Source organism: Achromobacter sp. Marseille-Q4954 (assembly GCF_943737025.1).
GTDB lineage: Bacteria > Pseudomonadota > Gammaproteobacteria > Burkholderiales > Burkholderiaceae_B > Achromobacter > Achromobacter bronchisepticus_A.
Genome location: NZ_CALSFQ010000002.1, coordinates 1,135,759 through 1,160,827 on the forward strand (window position 1 = coordinate 1,135,759; position 25,069 = coordinate 1,160,827).

A 25,069-nucleotide genomic window follows, 5' to 3' on the forward strand; every position below is an offset into this window, starting at 1 on the left:
TGGTTCCTAATGAGTCTTGCGCTGTTTCAGCAAATTCAGCAGTCCGCCGGCCTGCACCATTTCCAGCAGGAAGGCGGGCACGGTGTCGCAATGCAGTTCCGCGGGTTGCCCCGCGGCGCGGCGGATGCGGCCGGCGGCGGGGTCCAGGGCGATGCGCTCGCCCTCTTGCAGGGTTTCGGCCTGTGGGCAGGTCAACAGCAGCAGGCCCACGTTGAAGGCGTTGCGGAAATACAGGCCGTTGAAGGATGGCGCGACCACCGCGGCGATGCCCAGGCGCACCAGCGCCGCGGCCGCCTGCTCGCGCGAGGAGCCGATGCCGAAGTTGGGGCCGGCCACCAGCACGTCGCCCGGCCGCGCGCCGGCGGCGAACTCGGGCCGCACGCGCTGCAGGCAATGGCGCGCGATCTCGTCGATGCCGAACTTCATATAGGCGCCCGGCGCCAACGCGTCGGTGTCGATATCTGCGCCCACGCGCCAGACGCGGTGCGTCACGGACTGCTCGGTCATGCCATGAACTCCCGGGGATCGACGATGCGGCCGGCTACCGCCGATGCCGCCACCGTATAGGGCGAGGCCAGATAGACCTGGGCCGTCTCCGAGCCCATGCGCCCCTTGAAATTGCGCGCCGTGGTGGCGATGACGCTGGCGCCGTCCGGGATGGACCCGCCATAGCCCGCACAGGCGCCGCAGGAGGTGGCCAGCACATCGGCGCCGGCCTCGCGCAGCGTCTGCATCACCCCTTCCGCCTCGGCCTGGCGCTGGTCCTGCTGGCTGGCCGGCGCCACCATCAGGCGCATGCCGGCGGCCAGCCGGCGGCCGCGCAGCACGCTGGCCGCGGCGCGCAGGTCCTCCAGCTTGGCGCCGGTGCAGGCGCCGATGTAGGCCACCTGCAGCGGCACGTCGCCATACTGATCCACGTCGCGCGCATTGGCCGGGCTGTGCGGCGCGGCAACCTGCGGCGCCAGCGCCGCGGCGTCGAATTCGTGCCACTCGGCCTGCGCGCCTTCGTCGCTGCGCCAGCGCGCCAGATCGATCTCGTCCGTGACGCCTGCCTCGCGCAGGTAGGCAACCGTGGTGGCATCCGGCGCAATCAGGCCGACCTGCGAGCCCAGCTCCGCGCTCATGTTGGACAAGGTCATGCGTTCCTGCATCGACAAGGCGCGCACCGCCTCGCCGCAGAATTCCACCGCCTGGTAGCGGCCGCCGTTCATGCCATAGCGGCCTATCATGTGCAGCATCATGTCCTTGGCGGTCACGCCAGCCGACAGCCGGCCGTTCCAGCGCATCATCAGGGTCTGCGGCACCTTCACCCAGATCTGCCCGGTGACGGCCACGCCCAGCATCTCGGTGCTGCCGATGCCGAACATGTAGGCGCCGAACGCGCCGCCCGTGGGCGAATGCGAGTCCCCGCCTACGCAGAACATGCCGGGACGGATATGCCCGTGCTGCGGCACCACCACGTGGCAGATGCCGAGCGAGTCATAGACGTTGGGCAGCTGCTGTTCGGCCGCCCAGTCGCGCGCGATGCGCACGATGCGGCGCGATTCGTCGTCGGATTCGGGCACGTAGTGGTCGATGACCAGCACGATCCTGGACGGATCCCACAGCGTGGCGCCCAGTTCCTGCAGCATGGGCTGCAGGCGGCGCGGGCCGCTGGAATCATGGAACATGGCCAGGTCGACCGCGCAGGTGACGATTTCGCCCTCGGCGACGCAAGCGCGGCCACAGGCCGCCGCGATCAGCTTCTGCGCCAGTGTTTGAGGCTCGGCCATGGCTACATCCCGAGATAGGCCCGGCGCACGTCGTCGCTGGCCATCAATTCCGGGCAGGCGCCGCTATAGCGCACCGCCCCGTTTTCCAGCACGTAGGCGCGCTGTCCCGTTTCCAGCGACTGGCCCACGTTCTGCTCCACCAGCAGGATCGCCAGCCCCTCGCCATGCAGGCGCGCGATCAAGCCGAACAGCTCTTCGACCATCAGCGGCGACAGGCCCAGCGACGGCTCGTCCAGGATCAGGAGGCGCGGCTCGGCCATCAGGCCGCGGCCGATGGCCAGCATCTGCTGTTCACCGCCGGACATGGTGCCGGCCAGCTGGGCCAGGCGCTCGCGCAGGCGCGGGAAGATGTGCAGCACTTTCTCCAGGTTGGCCGCGCGGCGCTCGCGGGCCCGGGTGAACGAACCCAGTTCAAGGTTCTCGCGCACGCTCAGGTTGGGGAACACGCGGCGGCCTTCGGGCACCTGGATCAGTCCGGCCTTGACCACGTCGCGGTAATGGCGGCCGGTCAGGTCCTGGCCTTCGAAGCGCACCGTGCCGCCCCAAGGCCGGCACAGCCCGCAGACCGTGTTGTTCAGCGTGGACTTGCCGGCGCCGTTGCTGCCCAACAGCACCACGATCTCGCCCTGGTCCACCCGCAGGTCGACGCCGCGCAGCACTTCCATGCGGCCGTAGCCGGCGCGCAATCCCTGGACTTCCAGCAGCGCGCTCATGCCGGCGCTCCCTGCGCGGCCAGCCTGGCCGCCGCGCCCTGGCCCAGATAGGCCTCGACCACCGCCGGATCGCGCGTGACCTCGCCCGGCGTGCCCGAAGCGATCAGGCGGCCCTGCGCCAGCACCCAGACGTGCTCGGCCAGGCTCATCACCGCGCGCATCACGTGTTCGATCATCAACACGGTCACGCCGTCGTCGGCCAGCTTCTTCACCACCGGTATCATCTCGTCGATCTCGCTGGGGTTGAGCCCCGCCAATACTTCGTCCAGCAGCAGCAGGCGCGGCCGCGTGGCCAGCGCGCGCGCCAGCTCCAGTCGCTTGCGTCCGGCCACGGTCAGGTCCGCCGCCGGCCGGTCCAGCAAGGCTTGCAGGTTCACACGGGCGGCCACCTCTTCGGCCGCTTCCAGCGCCTCGCGGCGGTTGCCCAGGCGCAAGTGCGCGCCCACGGCGATGTTCTGGCGCACCGTCTGCGCGCCGAAGGGCTGCACGATCTGGAAGGTGCGGGTCAGCCCGAGCCGCGCCGACTCATGCGGCGGGCGGCCGGTGATGTCCGCGCCGGCGAAATGCACCGAACCGGAACCGGGCTTGAGGAATCCGGACAAAAGGCCGAACAGCGTGGTCTTGCCCGCGCCGTTGGGGCCGACCAGGGCCGTCAGCGAGCCCTGGCGTACGTCCAGGCTCACGTCCTGGACTGCCTTCAGGCCGCCGAAAGTGATGGAAAGATTGCGCGCTTGCAGCAGGATCTCAGACACGGGCGCGCTCCTTGGCATTGAACAGCCGGCTCAAAGCCTGACCGCTGCCGGTGATGCCGCGGGGCAGGAACATCACGATCACGATGAGCACCACGCCGTAGATGACCATGCTGATGCCCGGCAGCTCGCCGAACAGGTTGCGCGTCAGGTCGCTCAGCGCATGCAGCGTGACCGCCCCCAGCAGCGGTCCCCACAGAGTGCCCAGGCCGCCGACGATGGCGCCGACCAGCGCCTCCACCGACACGGCCGAGCCGAAGGCGATGCCCGGATCGATGTACTGGAACACCTGCACGTAGAAGGCCCCAGCCGCGCTCATGAAGGCGGCCGACAGCGCGATGCCGCCGAGCTTGACCCGCAGCGGATTCACGCCGATGGCGCGCGCCGCGTCCTCGTTGTCGCGCACCGCCTGCAGATAGGCGCCGAAGCGCGAATGCCGCAGCCATGCCGTAACCACCAGCGCCAGCAGCACGAAGCCCAACAGCAGGTAGATGTAGCCGCGGCGCGAAGCGAACTGCATGTTCGCCACGCCCTCCTGCAACGGCACCATCAGACCCACGCCGCCCCCGGTGAACGACACCGACAGCGCCAGGATGCGGAACACTTCCGCAAACGCCAGCGTCACCAGCGCGAAATAGGAGCCTTTCAGGCCATAGCGGAACGTCAGCCCGCCCACCGCCAGCCCGACCAGCGCGCCCAGCGCGATGGCCATGGGCAGCGCCAGCCAGGGGTTGATGCCCAGGTTGAGCTGGCCCAGCGCCTGGGCATAAGCGCCCACGCCGAAGAACAGCGCATGGCCGAACGACAGCTGGCCGCCGTAGCCGCCCAGGATGTTCCAGGCCTGCGACAGCAGCGCCGCGTACAGCGACATCATCACGAAGGTCAGGGCGACGCCCGACTCCGTCAGCGCGGCGGCGGCCGCCAGCGCCGCGCCGAACAGCGCGATAGTCAAAAGATCCTTGCCCATGCTCAGCCCCTCGCCCCGAACAGCCCCTGCGGGCGAAACAGCAGCACCGCGATGAAGATCGCGAATATGCCCATCTGGCCCAGAGAGTCGCCCAGGAACAGGCCCCCGATGGACTCCACCACGCCAATCAGCAGGCCGCCGACCAGCGCGCCCACGAAGCTGCCCATGCCGCCCAGCACCACGATGGTGAAGGCCACCAGCACGAAGCCGCCGCCGACCTGCGGATTCACGTAGTACGCCGGCAGCAGGAAGCAGGCCGCCGCGCCCAGGCAGGCCATGCCGATGCCGAACGACAGCGCGTAGACCTTTTCCACGTCTATGCCCATGAGCTTGGCGCCCTGCTTTTCCTTGGCCACCGCGCGGATCGCCCGGCCCAGGTCGGTGCTGCGGATGATCCAGAACAGCACCGCCGCCACCGCCAGCGCGCCCCAGAAGGCGATGATCTTGGGCAAGGCGATCATGGCCGGCCCGATCTCCACCGTGGACAGCGTGTAGGCCGTGTCGATGGTACGCGTGTCCGACTTGAACCACACCAGCGCCAGGTTCTCCAGCACGATGGCCAGGCCCAGCGTCACCAGCAGGATGTTCTCGTCCTTGCCGTGGCTGGCACGGTTGATCACGTAGCGCTGCAGGGCATAGCCCAGCGCGAACATGCCCGCCACCACCAGCGGCAAGGCGGCGTAGGGGTCGATGCCGAGGCGGTCCTTCAGCAGATACACGGCGTACAGCGCCACCATCAACGCCGCCCCATGGGCGAAGTTGATGATGTGCAGCACGCCGTAGATCAAGGTCAGGCCCAGGGCGATCAGCGCGTACACCGCGCCCGTGGTCAGGCCGTTGAGCACCGAGGAAAAGAGGATGGCGGGATCGAGCACGCTCAGGCCTTCAGCGGGAAGATGGCATCGGCCTGGCGGTAGTCGGCCGGGATGACGACCTTGATGTCGCCGCCGATCACTTGCGTCAGCAGAGGCTGCGCGCCGGTGTTCTGGCCGTCCACGAACTTGGTCGGGCCGTAGGGCATGATGTGGTCCGAGAAGGTGCTGGAGGCCAGCGCCTCGGTGATGGCCGCGCGGTCGGCGGACTTGGCGCGTTCCAGCGCGTCGGCCAGCAGCAGCACCGAGGTATAGGTCATGAAGACCTCGTAGCTGAAGTAGGCGCCCTTCTCTTCCACGCGCGCCTTCAGCGGGGCAACGCGCGCGTCCTTGGGGTTGAACCAGTGGTTGCAGTCGAGGATGCCGTTGGCGATGTCGGGAAATTCCTTCAGGAACTTGTAGCTGGAGGCCGCGCCGCCCAGCACCGAGTAGATCGCCTTGGGCTGCACCTTCTGCTGCTTCATGGCGCGCAGCAGCAAGGCGTATTCGTTGTAGTAGTTGGCCGGGATCACGATGTCCGGATTGAGGGACTTCATGCGCAGCACGATGTTGTTGAAATCGCGGGTCGGGTTCGGATGCTTGACCACGTCCTTGACCTCGAAGCCATGCTGCGGCAGGGCCTTGGACAGCAGCGCCGCGGTGCCGGTGCCGAACAGCGAATCCTCGTGCACGATCATCACGGTCTTGGCCGGCTTGCCCGCCGCGTCGTTGAGCGCGGCCAGGTCGGTGATGGCGCGTTCGCTACAGGCGCGGTAGCCCGGGCCGAAACGGAAAGTGTTCTTCAGGCCCCGCTCGACGATCTGGTCGGCCACGCCCACGTCCACCACGTGCGGCAGGTTGTACTTGGCCGCGGTCTGCGTGGTGGCCAGGCAGATCGCCGACGCATAGGCGCCGACGATGGCCGACACGCCCGCCTCGTTCATTTTCTCGACCTCGGCCGAACCCGCCTCGGGGCGCGACTGCGCGTCGCCCAGCATGGCTTCCAGCGGCGCGCCGCCCAGCGACTTGATGCCGCCGGCCTTGTTGATGTCCTCGATCGCCAGCAGCGCGCCCAAGCGGCATTGCTGGCCCGAATAGGCCAGCGCCCCCGTCACCGGATGCAGGATGCCGACCTTCACGGGTTTGGCGCCCTGGGCGCGGGCCACCCATGGCGCCGACACCAGGGCAGCTGCGGCGGCGGATTGATAGAGGAAAGTGCGGCGCGAATTCATGGGCGATCTCCGAGAGTTCAATGGAATTGGGCGGACAGCTCTTCGCTGACCCATACCTTGGCGTCGATGCTGCCGACGCGTGACAGCTGCAACTGGTACTGATAGCGATCGGGGCGGTACAGGCCTTGCAGCAGCTGCACCGGCCGCTCGTTCACGTCGCGCACGATGCGCGTCACGGCCAGCAGCGCGGAGCCCACGGCCACGTCCAGGTGGCGCGCCACCTGCGCATCGGCCAGCCGCGCCGAAATGGTCTGGGTCGCGCCGCCGAACTCCACGCCGGCCGCTTCCAGCAACATCAGCAGGGGTTCGCGCTCCAGGTCTGCGCGCGTGAAATCGGCCACGGCCTGCGGCACGTAGGTCGTGATGTGGGACAGCGGCCCGGCCTCGGTGCTGCGCACGCGCAGGCTCTTGTGCACGGGCGCGCCGGGCGCCAGGTCCAGCGCCTCGGCCACCACGGGCGGCGCCGACACCAGGGCGCTGTCCAGCACCTGCACCGAGGTGCGCAGGCCCATGTTGACGATGTTCTCCAGCAGGCCGGTGAGGTGCGCCTTCTGCGGCGGATTGGCCTTGGGCGCGCTGGCCGGATTCGCCGGCGCGCGCAGCGGCCAGGTGCCCAGGCCGGGCCGGCGCGACACCAGTCCGTCTGCCACCAGCATCTCCATGGCCTTGCGGATGGTGATGCGGGCCACGTCGAACTGGTGGGCCAGCGCGTGCTCGCCTGGCACGCCGTCCTGATCGAAGCGCCCTTCCTGCACCTGTTCGCGCAGGACGAGGTAGATCTGGTGGTACTTCGGCAGAGGTAATGAGGTTCCCATGACGGGAACTCTAGGAGTGTCCTAATGTACCGTCAATGGAACAAATGGCTTGGACGGTTGTTCTATCGGGAAAACACTGAGGGCGCGGACTCGATCCGGTTGCGCCCGCGCTGCTTGGCGTAATACAGGGCGCGGTCGCTGCGGCTGAGCGCCAGCTCGGCGTCCGCGTCCATGGTGTGCATGGTCGAGATGCCGATGCTGACCGTCAGCGGAATATGCCGGTCGTCGCCCAGCGAAAATGGCGCGGCCGCAATGCGCTGCTGCACGCGCGTGGCGAAGGCGTGCGCGCGCTCGATGTCGGTATCCGGCAGCACCACGGCGAATTCCTCGCCGCCGATGCGCCCCACCAGGTCGACCGCCCGCAGTTGGGCCCGCAGCGTATTGGCGAAGTGCTGCAGCACGCCGTCGCCGATGGCGTGGCCCCAGGTGTCGTTGATGCGCTTGAAATGGTCCAGGTCGCACATCAGCACGGCGGCGCAATCGCTGCCCTGGCGCTTGATCCGGGCCAGTTCCGCGGCGATGCGCGACATGAAATGGCGGCGGTTCGGCAGCGTGGTCAGGGCGTCGGTGGCGGCAAGTTCGCGCAGTTCGAAGTCGGCGCGCTTGCGGTCGGTGATGTCGGTCACGAAACCGTGCCAGACCACGCTGCCGTCGGCCGCCTTGCGCGGACTGGCGTCGCCCTGGCGCCAGCGCAGGCCCTGCTGCGGCAGGCAGACGCGGAACTCCAGGTGCCAAGGGGTCTGCGCCGCGGCCGCGGCCTGCAGCGAGGCGTGATAGGTGGCCAGGTCCTCGGGATGGACGCGCAGCTCGATCGCCGCGGGGTTGGTGCGCACCTCGTAAGGCGTGAGTTCGAACATGTCCCAGATGCCCGCGCTGACATACAGGAAGCGCGACCCGCCCCCGGGCCGCTGGCCGCACTGGAACACCATGCCCGGCACGGCGTCGGTCAGGTTGACCAGCAGGTCCGCCGTGCGCCGCAGGCGTTCCGACATCGCGCGCATCGCGCTGATGTCGGTGGTGGTGCCCATCATGCGCAAGGCCCGCCCCTGCGCGTCGCGGCTGACGACCTTGCCGCGGCTGCAGATCCACTTGTAGCTGCCGTCCTTGCAAAGGATGCGGTGCTCGACTTCGTAGCTCTCGGTCTTGCCCTCGAAATGCGCCTGCATGGCGGCGCGCACATAGTCGGCGTCGTCGGGGTGCAGGCGTTTGTAGGAGTCCTCGATGCGGTTGGTGACTTCGGATTCGGCGTAGCCCAGCAGGGCCTTCCAGCCCGGCGAATAGGTGATTTCGCCGGTTACGACATTGCGGTCCCAGATGCCCGTGCCGCTGCCTGCAATGGCCATGGACAGATTGCGCGCCTCGGTGCGCCAGCCGTCTTCCGCCGCCCGTTCCGCCGCCAGGGCCTCGCGCTTCTCGACGGCCGCGACGGCCAGTTTGGCGAAATCGTGCAAGGCATCCAGGTCTTCGTCGCCGAAGTCCCGCGGCTGGCCGTGCAGCAGCCGGAACGTACCCAGCCGGCGGCCGTCGCAGGCGTGCAGCGGGCAATCCACGGAGAAAGGAAGCGTGCCGGCCGCGGCGGCAGGCAAGGCGCCTGCCTGGGCCTGCCAGACGCCGTCGGCGTCGCTGCAGGCGACCAGCGCCATGTCCACGCCGAACTGCCGCCTGGCCAAGCGGACGAGCCGGTCCAGGGGGCCGTCGAGCCCGGTTTGCACATTCTCCGCGCCGCCGGCGGGCGCGCATGCAGGGGGAACGTCACCTGTTGCTGGCATGTCTGGACCTGACTCAACACGAGATTCATAGACATGGCCATGCCGGTGGCCATGACTGACATTTTGTCACGCTCTGCACCAAAATAGCATCATTTTGAACGATATGATCACCGGCCTATGGAACACCCTACCCGCCTGCTGCAACGCGCCTGGCTCCTGCTACTGGCCATCCTGATCACCCTCCACGGCGGCCTGGCCCACGCCCAGGCGTTCGACCGCCAGGCGGAGAACGCCCGTTACCGGCAATGGCTGGAGAACTTCCGCGCCGACCTGCAGCGCCTGCGGCAATCGCCCGATCCGGCCAAGGCCGACATCGACAGCCTGTTCGCGAAGACCATCGTGCCGGCTTCCCGCGGCACCCAGCTGGTCAGGACACTGGTGGAGGCGCCCGGCGACTCCACCAGCGGCGAGGTCCACTACGCAGGCTTGCAACGCGTCTTCCTGGCCGCCCTGGCCAACGCCGTGGTGGCGGGCGACGGCGGCAACTACCCCGAAACGCAGGCCAAGTATCAGAAACAAGTATTGCGCGTGCGTTACATGCACGTGGACGGCGGCGGCCGGCTGGAGTCTTTTTTCAACGACCCCGAAAACTTCAAGCCCTACCGCCTGCCCGCGCCCGGCACCCTGGAGCGCGACGCCTACCCCTTCCTGCTGTTCGAGGAACATGAGGGCAAGCTGCGGCTGGGCGGCGTGTCCAAGGAATTCTGGGATCTGGTGAAGTTCATGGATACGCAGCAATATGCGTAAGCGACTGGTCCTGCTGCTGGCGGCCATCGCGCATGCCGGCCCTGCCCTGGCGGCCTGCGGCCCGGCCGCCGTCGATTTCGCCGCGCCCGTGGCGCTGAAGGCGGTGCCCGTCTCGGTCGGCCTGGGCGGCGACCGTGTCCTGCTGGGCCGCCAGGGCGAACGCGTTGCCGCCCGCAACAAGCCGGTATGGGTCGACGAAACCGGCGATCCTCTGCCCCGGACCTGGATGGACAAGGTCGATTGGTCCGCCTACCGGCTGGAGAGCGCCTCGCGGGCGCCCACGAGGTTGTACTTCGACGACGATGGCCGGCTGTGCCGCGCGGAGTCCTACGACCTGCCCCGGCGCGGCGACGCCGCCCCCTTCCTGTCGGGCGGTTACACGCTGGAATACGACGGCAACGGCGCCCTGACGCGCGTGGTCGAGTACGAACAGACCGCGGTGCGCCGGCCGGCCACCTACGAGGCAAGCGGCCAGGCCTGCCTGAAACGCGATGCCCGGGGCGCACTGACCGCCTTCAGCGATGGAGCTTGCGACGCCAGGCAAGAGCCGGCCGCCGGCCGGTTCTACGCACGCGACGCCGCAGGCCGCCTGCTGCGCGCCATCGATACCGCCGCCCAAGGCGGCGCATTCCAGGTCCAGACCTATGATGCCGAGGGCCAGCCAAAACAACGTTATGTGCGCCGCTATTCCCCCGGGGATGGCGCCAAATCCTACGCCTCCGTCGCGCACGCCTCCCCGGACTCCCGCCCTTATCCGGTGCACCAGGCAGAGTTGAACCAGCTATCCACCGAGGTTCCGGGCAATGACTGGCGCATCGTCAGCATCGCCGACGAGGTGGCGCTGGACGATCCGGACATGCAGTCCTGGAATCCGGACACGCAAACCATCCTGGCCCAGGGCGTGACCGATGCGCAAGGCCGCGCGCCGCTCTCGGCGGACGCGCAGGCGCGCGTCTGGCAGGCCATGCGCGACAAGCCTGGCAGGATCTTCTGGTATTCGGACCTGATGAGCCGGGTGCTGCTGCTGCCCGCCATGGACGAGGCCCGCTGGCGCGCCTGCGCCGATCCCGGGAATCAGGCCGCCGACGCCTGCGGCTGAGGCGCGCGGCGCGGCCCGGGCCTCACGCTCCGCGCTGCTGCGTCGCGATCGCTCGCCACAACGCGGACATCCGCTCCGCATCCTGCATGAAGCCCACATTGAACCGGAACCACGGCGAGACGGCTCCGGGCTCGGGCAGGAATATGGCCCCGGGCGTCAGCGCGAAGCCGCGTTCCAACAGAGCACGGGTGCATGCCGCCGCGTCCTCCACGCCAGGCAGCTTGACCCAGAGAAAGAGCGAATGTTCGGGCGTGCAGAACACGGTCGCGCCATGCTTGCCAAACTGCCTGAGCGCATCCTTCACGGCGCGCCGGGTCCGCTGTTGCAGGTCCAGCACGTGCTTGTGGAATCGTCCTTCAGTGATCACCGCATGAACCGTGCGCTCGGCGAACGGGGAGCTGTTGAGCGACAGCACGGTCTTGACCGACACCAGTTCCCTGACATGCCGCGGCGCACAGGCCAGGAAGCCGACGCGCACCACGCTGGACAGCGACTTGGAAAAACTCCCCACATATATCGTGTTTTCCAGCTGGTCCAGCGAGGCCAGGCGCGCGCAATGCCCCGGCTTGTAGTCCGCCAGCGCATCATCGTCGACGATCGTCAGCCCCGCCGAAGCCGCCAGCGCCAGCAGCTCGCGCGCTGTTTCCGCAGAAATGTCGCTGCCCGTCGGGTTATGGCCCACGGACTGCGTGAAGAACAGCTTGGCCCGGCTGGCCCGCAGCGCCCGCTTCAGAAAAACCAGATCGGGCCCTAGCGGCGTTCGGGGCACCCCAATGATTCTTGCGCCTTGCAGGCTGAGCTTGTTGAAGGTGGGATAAAAGCCGGGCGCGTCGACCAGCACGGTGTCTCCCGGCCGGACCATGTGGCGGATCAGGATATCGACCGCCTGGTAGGCGCCCTGGGTGAGGATGATCTGGTCCGAACGCGCCTCGATGCCATAGGCGCCGAGCTTTTGCGAAATGCTCTGGCGCAACGGCAGATAGCCGTAGGGGTCGCCGTAGCGGAACACGCTGCCCAGCCCGCTGCGCCCGATCTTGTGCATGTAGCGGTCGAGCCGGCAGTTCTCCAGCCAGGCCGAGGGCGGCAGGCCCTCGCCCACCGAATGGCCGCCTCCAGCCAGATGAAACGCCGACCGGTCTATGCCGATGCCCGCCAGCGCGTGATCCAGGGCCGGCGCCCAGCGCTCCGCCGAAACCGGCGCCTGCGGCACGCCCACCACGTAGAACCCCGAACCATGGCGAGGCTCCACATAGCCATCCGCCACCAGCAGTTCATAGGCCTGCACCACCGTGTTCTTGGCGACCCCCTTGATCTGCGAGTAGTGCCGCAGCGAGGGCAGCTTGGCGCCTGGGGCCAGATCACCCTGCCGTATCTGCAGCTTGATCTGGTTGGCGATCTGCTCGGAAAGAAGGTCCGGCGGGAAATGGGTGGCCATGGCGGATATCCAACTGTAGCGGCCAACTGTACCACTGGCTTTGCGGTACAGCGGCCTACGATGCAGGCACAACGAATCGATACCCACGGAGACCGCGCAATGCCTCACCCCAACGACCACTCGTTCAACGGCGTCATCGGCAAGACCTACCGCGATTCGACGCCGGACTGGCCGCGCAAGCCAGCAGCTCCCGAACAGGCGCCGAACGTCCTCTTCCTGGTGCTCGACGACGTAGGCTTCTCCGACCTGGGCTGCTACGGCTCCGAGATCCACACCCCGAACATGGACCGGCTGGCTGCGGGCGGGCTGCGCTATACCAACTTCCATGTCACCGCCATGTGTTCGCCCACCCGGGCCTGCCTCATGACCGGGCGCAACGCGCATTCGGTCGGCGTGGGCATCATTTCGGAATGGGCCAACGGCTATCCCTCTTATCAAGGGCGGATCACCCGCCAGGCCGCCACCTTGCCGGAGATCCTGGGCGACTATGCCTATGGCTGCTACGCCACCGGCAAATGGCATCTGACCAATCTCGCCGATTACGGTGCATCGGGGCCGCACGGCGACTGGCCGCTGGGCCGCGGGTTCTCCCGCTGGTACGGCTTTCATGGCGCCCTGATCGACCAATGGAATCCCGAGCTCTACGAGGACAACCACCCCATTCATATCGCGCCGCAACCGGGATACCACCTGTCATCCGACCTGGTCGACAAGACCATCTCGCAGATCCGCGATCACGTGACCTCGTCCGACAACCGGCCATTTTTCAGCTACCTGGCTTTTGGCGCCTGCCACTGGCCGCACCAGGTTCCCGCCAACTACATCCAGAAGTACAAGGGCCGTTACGACCAGGGTTGGGACGCCGTGCGCGCCGAACGTTTCGCCCGGCAAAAGGCCATGGGCGTGGTTCCGCAGAATGCGGAGATGGCTCCCCGCAATCCCGGCATAGGCGCATGGGAAGATCTGTCGGAAGACATGCGGCGCCTGGGCTGCCGTCTGCAGGAAACCTACGCGGCGTTCCTGGACCATACCGATGCCGAGATCGGCCGCCTGGTGGATTATCTGCGGTCCATCGGACAGCTGGACAACACGCTGATCGTGCTGCTGTCGGATAACGGCGCCAGCGCCGAGGGCGGCCCCACGGGCGCGATCAATATGCGCAAGCACATGACCCACGAACAGGAAACCGTGGCCTCCGCCCTGCCCCATATCGACCTGATTGGCAGCGAGCATTCATTCAGCCATTACCCGATGGGATGGGCGCAGGTTTCCAACACTCCGCTCAAGTGGTTCAAGAAGGACACCCATGGCGGCGGCGTGCGCGCCCCGCTGATCATGCACTGGCCGGAACGCATCAAGCAGGCCGGCGGGCTGCGCACCCAGTTTCATCATGTGATCGACGTCGTCCCGACGGTGCTCGACTGCCTGGGCGTGGAGCCGCCATCCGTCCACCAGGGCTACAAGCAGCTGCCGCTGCATGGCGTGAGCATGCGCTACAGCTTTGCCGAGCCCGATGCCCCCACCGCCAAGACCACCCAGTATTTCGAACTGCTGGGCGACCGCGCCATCTGGGATCGCGGCTGGAAAGCCGTGGCGCGCCACGTCAAGGGCCAGGACTACGACACCGAGGACCGCTGGGAACTCTACAAGCTGGACGACGATTTCACCGAAACGCGCGATCTGGCCCAGTCCCATCCCGACAAGCTGCGGGAACTGCTGGACCTGTGGTGGCAGCAGGCGGACGAGTTCGGCGTGCTGCCGCTGGACGACCGCGAGGCCGAGCGCGCCCGCGACTTCCTGGGCACGCAAACCCGCACGCACTACGAATTCCAGCCGGACATGGCGCGCATCGACCGCTTCATGGTTCCGGAAATCAGCGACCGCAGCTACTGCATCACGGCGGAATTGGCGGACCTGTCGAGCGCCACCGAAGGTGTGGTCTTTTCCTGGGGCAGCAGATTCGCCGGCTTTGCCTTGTACGCCCTGGGCGGTGAACTGGTCTACGAGTACATCTATACGGAAACCGTCGCCCATCGCCTGGCGGTCCCGCTGCCGCAAGGCACCGCCACCGTCACGCTGCAATTCACGCGCACTGGCCAGAATGCCGGACGCATCGCGCTACGCGTCAACGGCGAACTGATGGGAGAACTTGAGCTGCCGAAAACCTGGTGGACCTACAGCACCACCGCCGGTCTGACCTGCGGGTTGGCGGGCGTGCCGCTGACCGAGGCCTACCGTCCCCCTTTCCGCTTCAATGCCGCCATACTGCGCCTGGCCGTGGACCTGGAAAACGACGGCGGCGACAGCGCCGACGGCAAGCTCTGGACCGTATTCAAACAACAATAGCCCCGCCACACGGAGACAAACCATGAAAGGCATACCACTGGGAAAAACGCTGCTGGGCCTGGCGCTGTCCATCCTCGCCGCTGGCGCCACGGCGGCGCCGCCGGATTACCCCTCCAAACCGATCAGACTGCTGGTGGGGTATCCGCCGGGAGGCACGACGGACCTGCTGGCGCGCGCGCTGGGACAGCAATTGATGCAGGCGCTGAAACAGCCGGTCGCGGTCGAAAACAAGCCCGGCGCGGGCGGCGGGCTGGGAGCGAACCAGGTTGCCCGCGCCGAGCCTGACGGCTATACGCTGGGCGTGGGCAGCGCGGGCAACCTGGCGCTGAATTACGCCACCTACGCCAATATCCCCTATGACTCGCAGAAGGACCTGACCGCGCTGAGCCTGGTGGCCAGCGTGCCGAACGTGCTGGTGGTCAATCCCGCCACGCCGGCCAAGACCGTGCCGGAACTGATCGCCTACTTGAAAAACAAGAAGGGCGGCGGCTTTTTCGCCTCTACCGGCACGGGTAACGGCCCGCATCTCACGGGCGAACTGTTCAAGGCGCGCACCAGCCTCAACCTGACCCACGTGCCCTACCAGGGAGGCGCGCCGGCCATCACCGCGCTGCTCGGCGGCGAGGTCGACCTGCTGTTCGACAACCTGCCGTCTGCGCTGCCGTTCATCCAATCTGGAAAATTGCGCGCCCTGGCCGTCACCAGCGCCCACCGCGCGGCCATCCTGCCCGACGTGCAAACCATGCAGGAGGCCGGCATCGACAATTTTCAGGTCGATGCCTGGTTCGCCTTGTTCGGACCGGCCGCCATGGACCCGGCGGCGGTCGCGGAAATCGGCGCGGCCATCCGCGGCATGTCTGGAAACACGGCCTTTCTGGACGCGCTGAAGAATATGGGCACGGTACCGGAGCTCACCGATGGCGCGGCGCTGTCCAAGCTCATAGCCATGGAACGCCAACGCTGGCCGGCCCTGGTCAAGCAAGCCGGCATCAAGCGCGAATAGCGTGCCCGCCGGGAGCCTAGCGCCAGGTTTCCGGCTCGACGCTGACCTCGCCCTTGTCGGCCGAGAAATACACCACGCCGTCCGAAATGTTGGCGTTCAGACGCATGGTGCGCTCGGCCAGCTGGGCCAAGGCGCGGGTCTGGTCGGACGGCAGGTTCACGATCTTGAGGTTGCGCGTGCGTTCCAGCTTGTTCTTCACGCCGTCCCACCAGATCTTGCTGGCGGAACCGCCATAGCAATAGACGATGACTTCGTCGGCGCGGCCGCAGGCGCGCAGGATGCGGCGCTCTTCGGGCTGGCCGACTTCGATCCAGAGCTTGACCGCGCCGGTCAGGTCCTTGACCCACAGGTCGGGCTCGTCGGTGTCGCTCAGGCCCTTGGTGAAGGCCAGTTCCTCCTGCGCGTGCAGGGCGTAGGCGACCAGCCGCACCATCATGCGCTCGTCGGTTTCCGAGGGATGGCGGGCGACCGTCAGCGAGTGGCTGCCGTAGTAGTGGCGGTCGGTGTCGGCGACGTTGAGCTCGGCCTTGTAGATGGTGGCGCGCAGGGCCATGGCGTAAATCCGGTGAATGTAGCGAATTGCTGAAGGCCGCCATGATAACGCCTGCGGCGCTGCGCCACGGCGACGGACGGCCGCGGACGCCGGCCCGGCGGCGCTACACTGGCCAGCTCCGCCTTGCCACGCCCGCTACCGGACCCCGCCCATGACCGCCACCGCCGCCCTGCTCGCCTTTACCCTGGCCGCCGCCATCCTGACCGTCACGCCCGGCATGGATACCGCCCTGGTGCTGCGCACCGCCGCCGTCGAGGGCGGCCGCCGCGCGCTCATGGCTGGCCTGGGTATCGCCGCCGGATGCCTGGCCTGGGGCGTGGTGGCGGCATTCGGCCTGGGATCGCTGCTGCTGGTATCGACCCTGGCCTACGACGCGCTGCGCATCTGCGCCGCGCTATACCTGTTCTATCTGGGGGTGAAGCTGCTGTGGGGCGCCCGGCGAGGCAAGCAAGCCGCCCCCGATTCCGCGCCGCCCGCCCCCGCCGCGGCGGCCAGCGCCGGCGGCTGGTTCATGCGCGGCTGCCTGACCAATGCCCTCAATCCGAAGATCGGGATCTTCTACATCACCTTCCTGCCGCAGTTCATCCCCGCGGGCGCGGACGTGCTGCGCTTCAGCCTGCTGCTGGCAGGCATACACGCGATGCTGGGGATAGTATGGTTTGGCGTGCTGGTGGCGGCGACGCGCCCGCTGGCGCGCTGGCTGTCGCGGCCTGCCGTGATGCGCGGGCTGGACCGCATGACGGGCGCGGTCTTCATCGCCTTCGGTCTGAAGCTGGCGCTCGAAAAGCGCTAGTTTCGGCTCCCCCTGCACGCAGCGGGGGGGATGCCGCCGGCTGCCAGCCGGCGGCCTTCTGCCTCAATAGACCCCGATCGAATGGCGGGCCACGAAGTGGCCTTCGCCCACGGCGACCAGGGGCTCGACCAGCGGATCGTCGCCCAGCTTGCGCATCGGGCTGGGGATCTCGTCGACCAGCAGCGAGCGCTCGCGGTGGCGGCGCTGCGGGTCGGCGATGGGCACCGCCGCCATCAGCTTCTTGGTGTAGGGATGCTGCGGGTTCTCGAAGATGGCCCGGCGCGGGCCGATCTCGACGATCTGGCCCAGATACATCACCGCCACCCGGTGGCTGACGCGCTCGACCACCGCCATGTCATGCGAGATGAACAGGAACGACACGCCCAGTTCACGCTGCAGGTCCAGCAACAGATTGACGATCTGCGCCTGGATCGACACGTCCAGCGCCGACACGGATTCGTCGGCGATCACCACCTTGGGGTTCAGCGCCAGGGCGCGCGCAATGCAGATGCGCTGGCGCTGGCCGCCCGAGAACTCGTGCGGATAGCGGTCGATCATTTCCGGCAACAGGCCGCACTTGTCCATCAGCCAGCGCACCCGGTCCTGCGCCGCCTTGCCGCGCGCCACGCCGTGGATCAGCAGCGGCTCCATGATGGAGTAGCCCACCGTCATGCGCGGATCCAGCGAGGCGAACGGATCCTGGAAGATGAACTGGATGTGCTGGCGCAGGGTCTGCATGGCGCTGCCGCGCAGCGCGCCGATGTTCTTGCCGTCGAATTCGATGCTGCCGGCCTTGCTCTTGACCAGCTGCAGCAGCGAACGGCCGGTGGTGGTCTTGCCGCAGCCGGACTCGCCCACCAGCGACAGCGTCTCGCCCGGATACAGGTCGAAACTGACCTTCTCAACCGCGTGCACGCGCTTCTGCACCCGGCCCAGGATGCCGCCGGTGATGTCGAAGCTGGTGGTCAGGTCGCGCACCTTCAGCACGGGGCCGTTTTCGCGGCGCACGGTGGACGCGGCCGCGACGGGCGCGGCGGCTTGCGGTCGCGCCGTGGCGTCGTCCACGCGCAGCAGCGGGAACGGCGCGGGCTCGTCCGTGCCCTGCATGGCGCCCAGCCGCGGCACCGCCGACAGCAGCGCGCGCGTGTAGGCGTGCTGCGGACGGGCGAAGACCTCGTCCGAGCTGCCCTCTTCCACCTTGTCGCCGCGATACATGACCAGCACGCGGTCGGCCACTTCCGCCACCACGCCCATGTCGTGCGTGATGAAGATCACGCCCATGTCCATTTCTTCCTGCAACTGGCGGATCAGCTGCAGGATCTGGGCCTGGATGGTCACGTCCAGGGCCGTGGTCGGCTCGTCGGCGATCAGCAGCTGGGGCTTGCACGACAGCGCCATGGCGATCATGACGCGCTGGCGCATGCCGCCCGATAGCTGGTGCGGATAGCGGTCCAGGATGGCGCGGGCCTCGGGGATGCGCACCCGCTCCAGCATGCGCAGCGTCTCGGCGCGGGCCGCGGCGGCGTCCAGCCCCTGGTGCAGCTGCAGGGCTTCGGCAATCTGGTTGCCGGCCGTGAAGCTGGGGTTCAGGGACGTCATGGGCTCCTGGAAGATCATGGCCACGTCCGCGCCGCGCACGCGCTGCAGCGTGCTGTCGGGCGCGTTGAGCAGGTCCAGCACTTCACCGCTGCGCCGGCGCAGCAGCATGCCGCCATTGACGATACGGCCGCCGCCATACTCGACCAGGCGCATCAGCGCAAGCGAGGTCACCGACTTGCCCGAGCCGGATTCGCCGACGATGGCCAGGGTTTCGCCGCGGTCGACGTGGAAGGAGACTTTGCGCACCGCTTCCACGGTGCGCTCGGGAGTCTTGAAGCGCACGGTCAGGTCGTTGACCTGGACGACGCGCTTGGGGTCCATTGTTGTTGCCATGGTGATTACTTTTCCTGACGCGGATCGAGCGCGTCGCGCAGGCCGTCGCCCAGCAGATTGAAGCCCAGCACCACCAGGAAAATGGCCGATCCGGGGAAGATGGACATCCAGGGCGCCTGGGTCATGAAGTTCTTGGCGGTGTTCAGCATCGAACCCCAGGACGGATTCGGCGGTTGCAGCCCCAGGCCCAGGAACGACAGGCTGGCCTCGGCGATGATGGCCGTGGCGATGGTGATGGTGGCCTGCACGATCAAGGGCGGCATCACATTGGGGAACACGTGCCGGCCGATGATGCGCAGGTCGGACGCGCCCAGCGCGCGCGCGCTCTGCACGTAGTCCTCGTTCTTGACCGCCAGCACCTGTCCGCGCGTGAGGCGGATGAATTTGGGCGCGGCCGAGACGCCGATGGCGATCATGGCGTTGGTCAGGCTGGGTCCAAGGAACGCGGCCAGCGCGATGGCCAGGATCAGGAAGGGAATCGCCAGCAGCGCTTCGGTGGCGCGGGAGATGATGCTGTCGGTCCAGCCGCCGAAGTAGCCGGCGGCCAGGCCGAAGGGCACGCCCACCGCCAGCGCGATCAGGACCGACACCAGGCCCGCCATCAGCGAGGCGCGGGCGCCATAGACCATGCGGCTGAAGATGTCGCGGCCCAGCTCGTCCGTGCCCAGCCAGTAGGACGCCGAGGGCGCCTTGCGGATGGTGGTGAAGCTGGTCTGGAAGGGATCGTGGCTGGCGATCAGCGGCGCCAGGATGGCGATCACGACAAAGAACAGCACGATCCCCAGGCCCAGCATGGCGATGTGGTTGCGCTTGAATTTGCCCCAGGCGCGGTTGCGGCTGCGGGGCGGCGTGACGGCTGCGGCCGTTGCAGGAATTGCGCTCATGAGTGCCTCAGGCGGGGATTGACCAGGATGTACAGGATGTCGGCCAGCAGGTTCATGATGATGAAACCCACCGCCACGCAGAGCACCACGCCCTGCACCACCGCGTAGTCGCGCGTAAAGACCGCGTCGACCACCAGCTTGCCGAAGCCCGGAATCGTGAAGACCTGCTCGGTCAGCACGGCGCCGGCCAGCAGTTCGCCGAACAGCAGCGTCACCAGCGTGACGATCGGCATGAGCGCATTGCGCAGGGCGTGGCGCAGCACCACGCTGCGCGGCGACACGCCCTTGGCGCGCGCGGTACGCACATAGTCGGCCGACAGGGCTTCCAGCATGGCCGAACGGGTATGGCGCATGAGGTAGGCCGCGATGGCCGTGGACAGCACCAGGGACGGCATCAGCATGGTCTTGATCGACAGCCAGAAGTCCTCGGACGGCGACACGTAGCCCGAGGCCGGCAGCAGTTTCCACTGCACCGACACCACCATGATGAGGATGATGCCGAGCCAGAAGTTGGGGATGGACATGCCTGACAGCGCGGCGATGTTGGCGCCCATTTCGATGGGCTTGCCCTTGCGCACCGCGGCGACGATCCCCATGGGAATGCCGATCAGCAGCGCGAAGAACATGGCCATGGCGGCCAGTTGCAGCGTGACCGGCAGCTTCTGGCCGATCAGCGTGGTGACGGGAACGTCGGTGCGCAGCGATTTGCCCAGGTCGCCTTGCAGGACCTGTCCGGCCCAGGCGGCGTACTGCACGGGCAGCGGATCGTTGAGGCGGTACTTGTCGCGCAAGTAGTCCAGGACGGCCGGATCGCGTTCTTCGCCGGCCAGTGTCAGCACCGGGTCGCCGGGCAGGATTTTCTGCAGCATGAAGACGATCATCGACACCAGTATCAGTGTCGGTATCGCGACGAGCACGCGGCGCAAGATGAGTTTAAGCATATGAGAAACCGTAAGACAGGAACGGCGGACGGGGCGCGGAAGATAAACCGCGGCGCCCTGCCGCCGCAAACGACAACCGGACGCGCGAAGCGCGTCCGGCTGGCGCGGCGCTTGACTGCCGCGCCGCGATCACTTCTGCGCGAACGTCACGCCTTTCAGGCGGATCATGCCGTCAGGATAAGGCGTGAAGCCCTTGACCTTCTTGGCCATGGCGAAGGGCCAGGGCTGATAGTAGTTATACACCCCGGGCAATTCGTCCTGGATGATGGTCTGCGCCTGGTCGTAGATGGCCTTGCGCTTGGCTTCGTCGGGCACGGTACGGGCCTCGTTCAGCAGCTTGTCCACTTCCGGGTTGCAGTAGTGGCCGTCGTTCAGCGCGCCCTTGCAGGTGACGAAGGCGTGGATGTTGCCGTCCGGATCGACCCGGCCCGACCAGCCCAGCATCACGACCTGGAAGTTGCCGCCGGCCGATTCCTTCTGCAGGGCCGCGTACTCGGTCGGGCGCAGCGACAGGTCGAAGCCCGCCTCGGACGCCATGGCCTGCACGATCTCGGCGATCGAGGACGTGGTGGTGTTGTTGCCGAACATGACCTCGGCCTTCACGCGGTCGAAGCCCGCCTGCTTGAGCAGCGCCTTGGCCTTGGCGACGTCGCGCTTGGTCGGCGGGAACTTGTCGCTGTGGTAGGGGCTGGCGGGCGGGAACGGCTGCTGCGCCGGATCGAAGATGCCGCCGCCGGCCACTTCGCTGATGGCGTTGCGGTCGATGGCGTACTGGAACGCCTGGCGCACCAGCTTGTTCTTGAACGGATTGTCCTCGGCGCGCTTGCCGTTGGCGACGTTGAACATGAACTGCTGGAAGCCCAGGCCGGCCACCGGCGCGAAAGTCAGGCTGGCGTCGCTCTTGACCTGCGGCACGTCGGAGGGATTCAGGCGTTCCAGCATGTCCAGGTCGCCCGCGCGCAGGTTGGACAGGCGCACGGTGGTGTCCGGGATCGGCAGGAAGGTCACGCGCTTGAAGGCGAAATCCTTGGCGTCGTAGTACTGGTCGAATTTTTCCAGCACGATGCGGTCGTTCTGGATGCGTTCGACGAACTTGTAGGGACCGGAGCACACCGGCTTGCGGCCCACGGCGGCGACGTCGTCGGTGAAGGTCTTGGGCGACAGCATCATGCCGGCGCGGTCGGACAGTTGCGCCAGCAAGGTGGCGTCGGGCTTTTTCAGCGTCAGCACCAGCGTCGCGGCATCAGGCGCGTCGACCTTTTCGACCGAGGCCAGTTCGCCCTTGCGCAGGCTGTCCGGCAAGGACATGGCCCGTTCCAGGTTGGCCTTGGCCGCGGCGGCGTCGAACTTGGAGCCGTCATGGAACAGCGCGTCTTCGCGCAGCTTGAAGGTCAGCACCTTGTTGTCGGGACTGAACGACCACGAGGTGGCCAGCTGCGGCACGAAGTGCAGCTTGGGATCGATGTCGATCAGCTTGTCGCACAGCGAGGTGAAGACGATGCGGCCCACGTACGTGCGCGCCCGGTGCGGGTCCAGCACGTCCGGATCTTCCTGCAGGCCGATCCGGATGTTCTGGGCGGAAGCCGCGCCCGCGGCCAGCGCCAGCAGGCTGGCGCCGAAGGTCAAGGTCAAGCGTTTCATTATTTAAATTCCCCTTGTGGCTGCGCTATTGCGTATTAGAAGCCGACCGCCTGACCATCGCGCCGGCTGTCGCTGGCGGCGACGTAGCCAAGCTCGTTGTCGTTTTCGGACATGCGCCAGATGAACTGGCCCGCGCCGAAATCCATGTACGGATCGTCGACCGACTTCAAAGCATGCCCGAGGTCTTTCAGGCCCGCAATGGTGGAAGCCTTCATATTGGTCTCGATGTCCAGCGTGAAATCGCGGTTGACCTTCCAGCGCGGCGCGCAGCAGGCGGCCTGCGGATTCTGGTGATAGTCCAGCATGCGCACCACGGTCTGCATGTGGCCTTGCGGCTGCATGTCGCCGCCCATCACGCCAAAGCTCATGACCGGCTTGCCGCCGCGGGTCAGGAAGCCCGGGATGATGGTGTGGAAGGGACGCTTGCCGCCTTCGACCACGTTGGCCGACTTCGGGTCCATCGAGAAGCCCACGCCGCGATTCTGCATGCTGATGCCGGTGCCCGGCACCACCACGCCCGAGCCGAAGCCCATGTAGTTGGACTGGATGAACGAGATCATCATGCCGTTTTCATCGGCGGCGGTCAGGTAGATGGTGCCGCCGGCGTGCGGACGGCCCGCCTCGAAATGGGTGGCGCGGTCCAGGCGGATCAGTTTGGCGCGGCTGTCCAGGTAGGCGTCCGACAGCATCTGCTCCGGCGTCACCTGCATGGAACGCGGATCCGCCACGTACTTGTACAGGTCGGCGAAAGCCAGCTTCATGGCTTCGATCTGGATGTGCTGCGACTGCACCGAGTCCACCGGGATGTCGGCCATGTCGAAGCGTTCGACGATGCCCAGCGCGATCAGCGCGGCAATGCCCTGCCCGTTCGGCGGGATCTCGTGCAGCTCGTAGCCGCGATAGGACTTGGAAATGGGCTTGACCCATTCCGGGCGGTAGTTGCGCAGGTCTTCCAGGGTCATGGCGCCGCCGCATTCCTGGCTGAAAGCGGCGATGCGCTCGGCCAGTTCGCCTTCATAGAAGTCGCGGCCCTTGGAGGCGGCGATGCGGCGCAACGTATTGGCAGCGTCCGGGAAGCGGAAGTGTTCGCCGACCTTGGGCGCGCGGCCTTCGGGCAGGAAGGCCTGGGCGTAGCCCGGCTGCGATTTCAGTTCCTCGGCCGCGGCGGCCCACTTGTGCGCCACCACCGGCGGCACGGCGTAGCCGCGCTCGGCGATTTCGATGGCGGGTTCGAACAGTTGCTCGAACGGCAGCTTGCCCAGCTTTTCATGCAGCGCGGCCCAGCCAGCCACCACGCCCGGCACCGTCACGGCGTCCCAGCCGCGCTTGGGCTGGATCGCCAGGCCGTTGGCGCCCACGCCGTGCTTGCGCTTGAAGTATTCGGTGCTCCAGGCCGCCGGTGCCACGCCCGAGGAGTTCAGGCCGTGCAATTCCTTGCCGTCCCAGACGATGGCGAAACAGTCGCCGCCCAGGCCGCAGGACACGGGTTCGACCAGGACGATGGTGGCGGCCGCGGCGATGGCGGCGTCCACGGCATTGCCGCCCTTGAGCAGCATGCGCAACCCTGCCTGGGCCGCCAGCGGATGCGACGTGGACACCACATTGCGGGCGAACAGCGGAATGCGGACGGAAGGATACGGGTTGCCCCAGTCGAAGGATTTCATGTGGCTAGTCTCATAACGGGTAAGCGGCCGAAGTTACTCCCGTGGTTTAATTAAATCAATTTGAAATTTTGTTCCGTCATAAAAGAGATTTTTGTGAGTACCATCCGCTTTCTGCGCACTTTCCTGGCGGTCGCACACCACGGTTCCTTTTCGGAAGCGGCTGAACAGGTGGCGCTGACGCAGGCCGCCGTCAGCTTCCAGATGCGCTCCCTGGAAGCGGAACTGGGCCGCGAACTCTTCGACCGCAGCGGCCGGCTCGCCATCCTGAACGCCGCCGGCCGGGAATTACTCCCTGAAATCAAGCACTTGCTGGACCTTTACGACCGCATGCGGCTGCCGCGCACCGTACCGGGCGAGCTGGCCGGGTCAGTCGCCGTGGGCAGCATCGTGTCCTGCATGGGCACCCTGTCCAAGGTCGTATCGGGCATGAAGAAGCAGCACCCCAAGCTGGACGTGCGCATCCTGTCGGGCAAGGCCAGCGAGCTGGCGGGCAAGGTCGAGGACGGCGAGCTGGACGCGGCCTTCCTGGTGGAGGCCGGGCGCAAGATGGCCAGCACGCGCTGGACCGCGCTATATGAAGAGCAACTGGTGGTGATCGCGCCGCGCTCGGCGCCAGGCGAAGACGCGCGCCAGGTGCTGGCGCAGAACCCCTTCCTGCGCTTTGACCGCACCCAGCGCACCGGCCTGCAGATAGACCGGCTGCTGCGCCGCCTGGCGGTGCCGCTGAATGAATTCCTGGAACTCAACGCGATCGAGACCCTGGTCGAACTGGTGCGCCAGGAAGTCGGCGTGACGCTGTTGCCGCTGATCAACGGCTCCAACTGGCAGCACAGTCCGGAACTGCGGATTCTCACGCTGCCGCAGGACCTGGGGCCGATGGCGCGCGCCATCGGCATGCTGGAGCGGCGCGAGCATGCGCGCCAGGGCATCACGGCGGCGATCTGCGCAAGCTGCGCCGCGGCGTTCCGCGAACGCGACGGGCAGACTGCCGCCTGACCCCGCTGGACGGGGACTGCCAGCCAGTGTTGCCGGCCCAGGAACGCCGGGGGCCTGGCACCGATCGGGCCCGGGCTCCAGCAGGGAAACCCAAGGCTCCATGCGCTCCATCAATCTGGGTTTTCCACCCCTTTTTCCATAGATTGACTGGGGGTAGCTTTTCCTAT

General features: G+C 67.1%; 22 protein-coding genes. 6 read left to right on the top strand and 16 right to left on the bottom strand.

Features of this window, described 5'->3' with window-relative positions:
* Positions 1-6: 6 nt before the first annotated feature.
* From NGK62_RS23270 to NGK62_RS23310, 9 genes are all read right to left on the bottom strand, one after another.
* Positions 7-507, bottom strand: coding sequence for a LeuD/DmdB family oxidoreductase small subunit (locus tag NGK62_RS23270; protein ID WP_059374354.1), 501 nt, complete (start codon positions 505-507; stop codon positions 7-9).
* Positions 504-1,772, bottom strand: a complete 1,269-nt coding sequence (locus NGK62_RS23275; protein WP_118933556.1) for a 3-isopropylmalate dehydratase large subunit — start codon at positions 1,770-1,772, stop codon at positions 504-506. Before NGK62_RS23275 ends, NGK62_RS23270 begins: the two co-directional genes overlap by 4 nt.
* Before the next feature lie 2 nt (positions 1,773-1,774).
* The gene (locus tag NGK62_RS23280) at positions 1,775-2,485 is read right to left on the bottom strand and encodes an ABC transporter ATP-binding protein (RefSeq protein WP_119449513.1); all 711 of its coding nucleotides are present in this window, start codon (positions 2,483-2,485) and stop codon (positions 1,775-1,777) included.
* A complete protein-coding gene (locus tag NGK62_RS23285; protein ID WP_059374346.1) occupies positions 2,482-3,237 on the bottom strand; it encodes an ABC transporter ATP-binding protein in 756 nt (251 codons plus the stop codon). Before NGK62_RS23285 ends, NGK62_RS23280 begins: the two co-directional genes overlap by 4 nt.
* Positions 3,230-4,201: a branched-chain amino acid ABC transporter permease gene (locus tag NGK62_RS23290; RefSeq protein ID WP_251880562.1), complete on the bottom strand. Its 972-nt coding sequence runs from the start codon at positions 4,199-4,201 to the stop codon at positions 3,230-3,232. The genes NGK62_RS23285 and NGK62_RS23290 overlap by 8 nt, the downstream gene beginning before the upstream one ends.
* A gap of 2 nt (positions 4,202-4,203) precedes the next feature.
* Complete coding sequence (locus tag NGK62_RS23295) at positions 4,204-5,076, bottom strand: branched-chain amino acid ABC transporter permease (RefSeq protein WP_251880564.1); 873 nt, start codon at positions 5,074-5,076, stop codon at positions 4,204-4,206.
* 2 nt (positions 5,077-5,078) lie between these two features.
* Positions 5,079-6,284 carry an ABC transporter substrate-binding protein gene (locus tag NGK62_RS23300; RefSeq protein WP_059374343.1) on the bottom strand — a complete coding sequence of 402 codons (1,206 nt, stop codon included), beginning with the start codon at positions 6,282-6,284 and terminating at the stop codon, positions 5,079-5,081.
* A 17-nt stretch (positions 6,285-6,301) separates the two neighbouring features.
* A complete protein-coding gene (locus NGK62_RS23305; RefSeq protein WP_059374342.1) occupies positions 6,302-7,099 on the bottom strand; it encodes a GntR family transcriptional regulator in 798 nt (265 codons plus the stop codon).
* Between the two features lie 62 nt (positions 7,100-7,161).
* Positions 7,162-8,868: a sensor domain-containing diguanylate cyclase gene (locus tag NGK62_RS23310; protein WP_118933550.1), complete on the bottom strand. Its 1,707-nt coding sequence runs from the start codon at positions 8,866-8,868 to the stop codon at positions 7,162-7,164.
* A gap of 117 nt (positions 8,869-8,985) precedes the next feature.
* Between NGK62_RS23310 and NGK62_RS23315 the strand changes: the two genes are divergently transcribed.
* The gene (locus NGK62_RS23315; protein ID WP_251880566.1) at positions 8,986-9,615 is read left to right on the top strand and encodes a hypothetical protein; all 630 of its coding nucleotides are present in this window, start codon (positions 8,986-8,988) and stop codon (positions 9,613-9,615) included.
* Complete coding sequence (locus NGK62_RS23320; RefSeq protein ID WP_118933548.1) at positions 9,608-10,714, top strand: hypothetical protein; 1,107 nt, start codon at positions 9,608-9,610, stop codon at positions 10,712-10,714. The genes NGK62_RS23315 and NGK62_RS23320 overlap by 8 nt, the downstream gene beginning before the upstream one ends.
* Before the next feature lie 22 nt (positions 10,715-10,736).
* Here NGK62_RS23320 and NGK62_RS23325 read toward each other — a convergent pair whose 3' ends face one another.
* On the bottom strand, positions 10,737-12,149 hold the full coding sequence (locus tag NGK62_RS23325; protein ID WP_251880568.1) for an aminotransferase-like domain-containing protein: 1,413 nt from the start codon (positions 12,147-12,149) through the stop codon (positions 10,737-10,739).
* A 99-nt stretch (positions 12,150-12,248) separates the two neighbouring features.
* On the opposite strand from NGK62_RS23325, the gene NGK62_RS23330 reads away from it, so the two are divergent.
* Together NGK62_RS23330 and NGK62_RS23335 are read left to right on the top strand one after the other, a co-directional pair.
* Positions 12,249-14,495 carry an arylsulfatase gene (locus NGK62_RS23330; RefSeq protein WP_059374337.1) on the top strand — a complete coding sequence of 749 codons (2,247 nt, stop codon included), beginning with the start codon at positions 12,249-12,251 and terminating at the stop codon, positions 14,493-14,495.
* A 22-nt stretch (positions 14,496-14,517) separates the two neighbouring features.
* Entirely contained in the window at positions 14,518-15,498 is a 981-nt protein-coding gene (locus tag NGK62_RS23335) for a Bug family tripartite tricarboxylate transporter substrate binding protein (RefSeq protein ID WP_165867902.1), read from the top strand.
* 16 nt (positions 15,499-15,514) lie between these two features.
* Here the strand turns inward: NGK62_RS23335 and NGK62_RS23340 are convergent, their stop codons facing one another.
* On the bottom strand, positions 15,515-16,051 hold the full coding sequence (locus NGK62_RS23340) for a YaeQ family protein (protein ID WP_059374335.1): 537 nt from the start codon (positions 16,049-16,051) through the stop codon (positions 15,515-15,517).
* 151 nt (positions 16,052-16,202) lie between these two features.
* Between NGK62_RS23340 and NGK62_RS23345 the strand changes: the two genes are divergently transcribed.
* Positions 16,203-16,844 (top strand): LysE family translocator, encoded by a 642-nt coding sequence (locus NGK62_RS23345; protein ID WP_118933544.1) that lies wholly within the window; start codon positions 16,203-16,205, stop codon positions 16,842-16,844.
* Between the two features lie 63 nt (positions 16,845-16,907).
* On the opposite strand, the gene NGK62_RS23350 is transcribed toward NGK62_RS23345, so the two are convergent.
* The 5 genes from NGK62_RS23350 to ggt form a co-directional block, all read right to left on the bottom strand.
* Complete coding sequence (locus NGK62_RS23350) at positions 16,908-18,764, bottom strand: dipeptide ABC transporter ATP-binding protein (RefSeq protein ID WP_118933543.1); 1,857 nt, start codon at positions 18,762-18,764, stop codon at positions 16,908-16,910.
* Between the two features lie 17 nt (positions 18,765-18,781).
* Entirely contained in the window at positions 18,782-19,660 is an 879-nt protein-coding gene (locus tag NGK62_RS23355; RefSeq protein WP_054456608.1) for an ABC transporter permease, read from the bottom strand.
* Positions 19,657-20,601: an ABC transporter permease gene (locus NGK62_RS23360; protein ID WP_059374332.1), complete on the bottom strand. Its 945-nt coding sequence runs from the start codon at positions 20,599-20,601 to the stop codon at positions 19,657-19,659. Before NGK62_RS23360 ends, NGK62_RS23355 begins: the two co-directional genes overlap by 4 nt.
* 129 nt (positions 20,602-20,730) lie before the next feature.
* Positions 20,731-22,242, bottom strand: coding sequence for an ABC transporter substrate-binding protein (locus NGK62_RS23365; protein ID WP_059374331.1), 1,512 nt, complete (start codon positions 22,240-22,242; stop codon positions 20,731-20,733).
* 35 nt (positions 22,243-22,277) lie between these two features.
* The gene (gene ggt, locus NGK62_RS23370) at positions 22,278-23,906 is read right to left on the bottom strand and encodes a gamma-glutamyltransferase (RefSeq protein WP_059374330.1); all 1,629 of its coding nucleotides are present in this window, start codon (positions 23,904-23,906) and stop codon (positions 22,278-22,280) included.
* Between the two features lie 93 nt (positions 23,907-23,999).
* Between ggt and NGK62_RS23375 the strand changes: the two genes are divergently transcribed.
* A complete protein-coding gene (locus tag NGK62_RS23375) occupies positions 24,000-24,902 on the top strand; it encodes a LysR family transcriptional regulator (RefSeq protein ID WP_059374329.1) in 903 nt (300 codons plus the stop codon).
* The last annotated feature ends 167 nt before the right edge of the window (positions 24,903-25,069 follow it).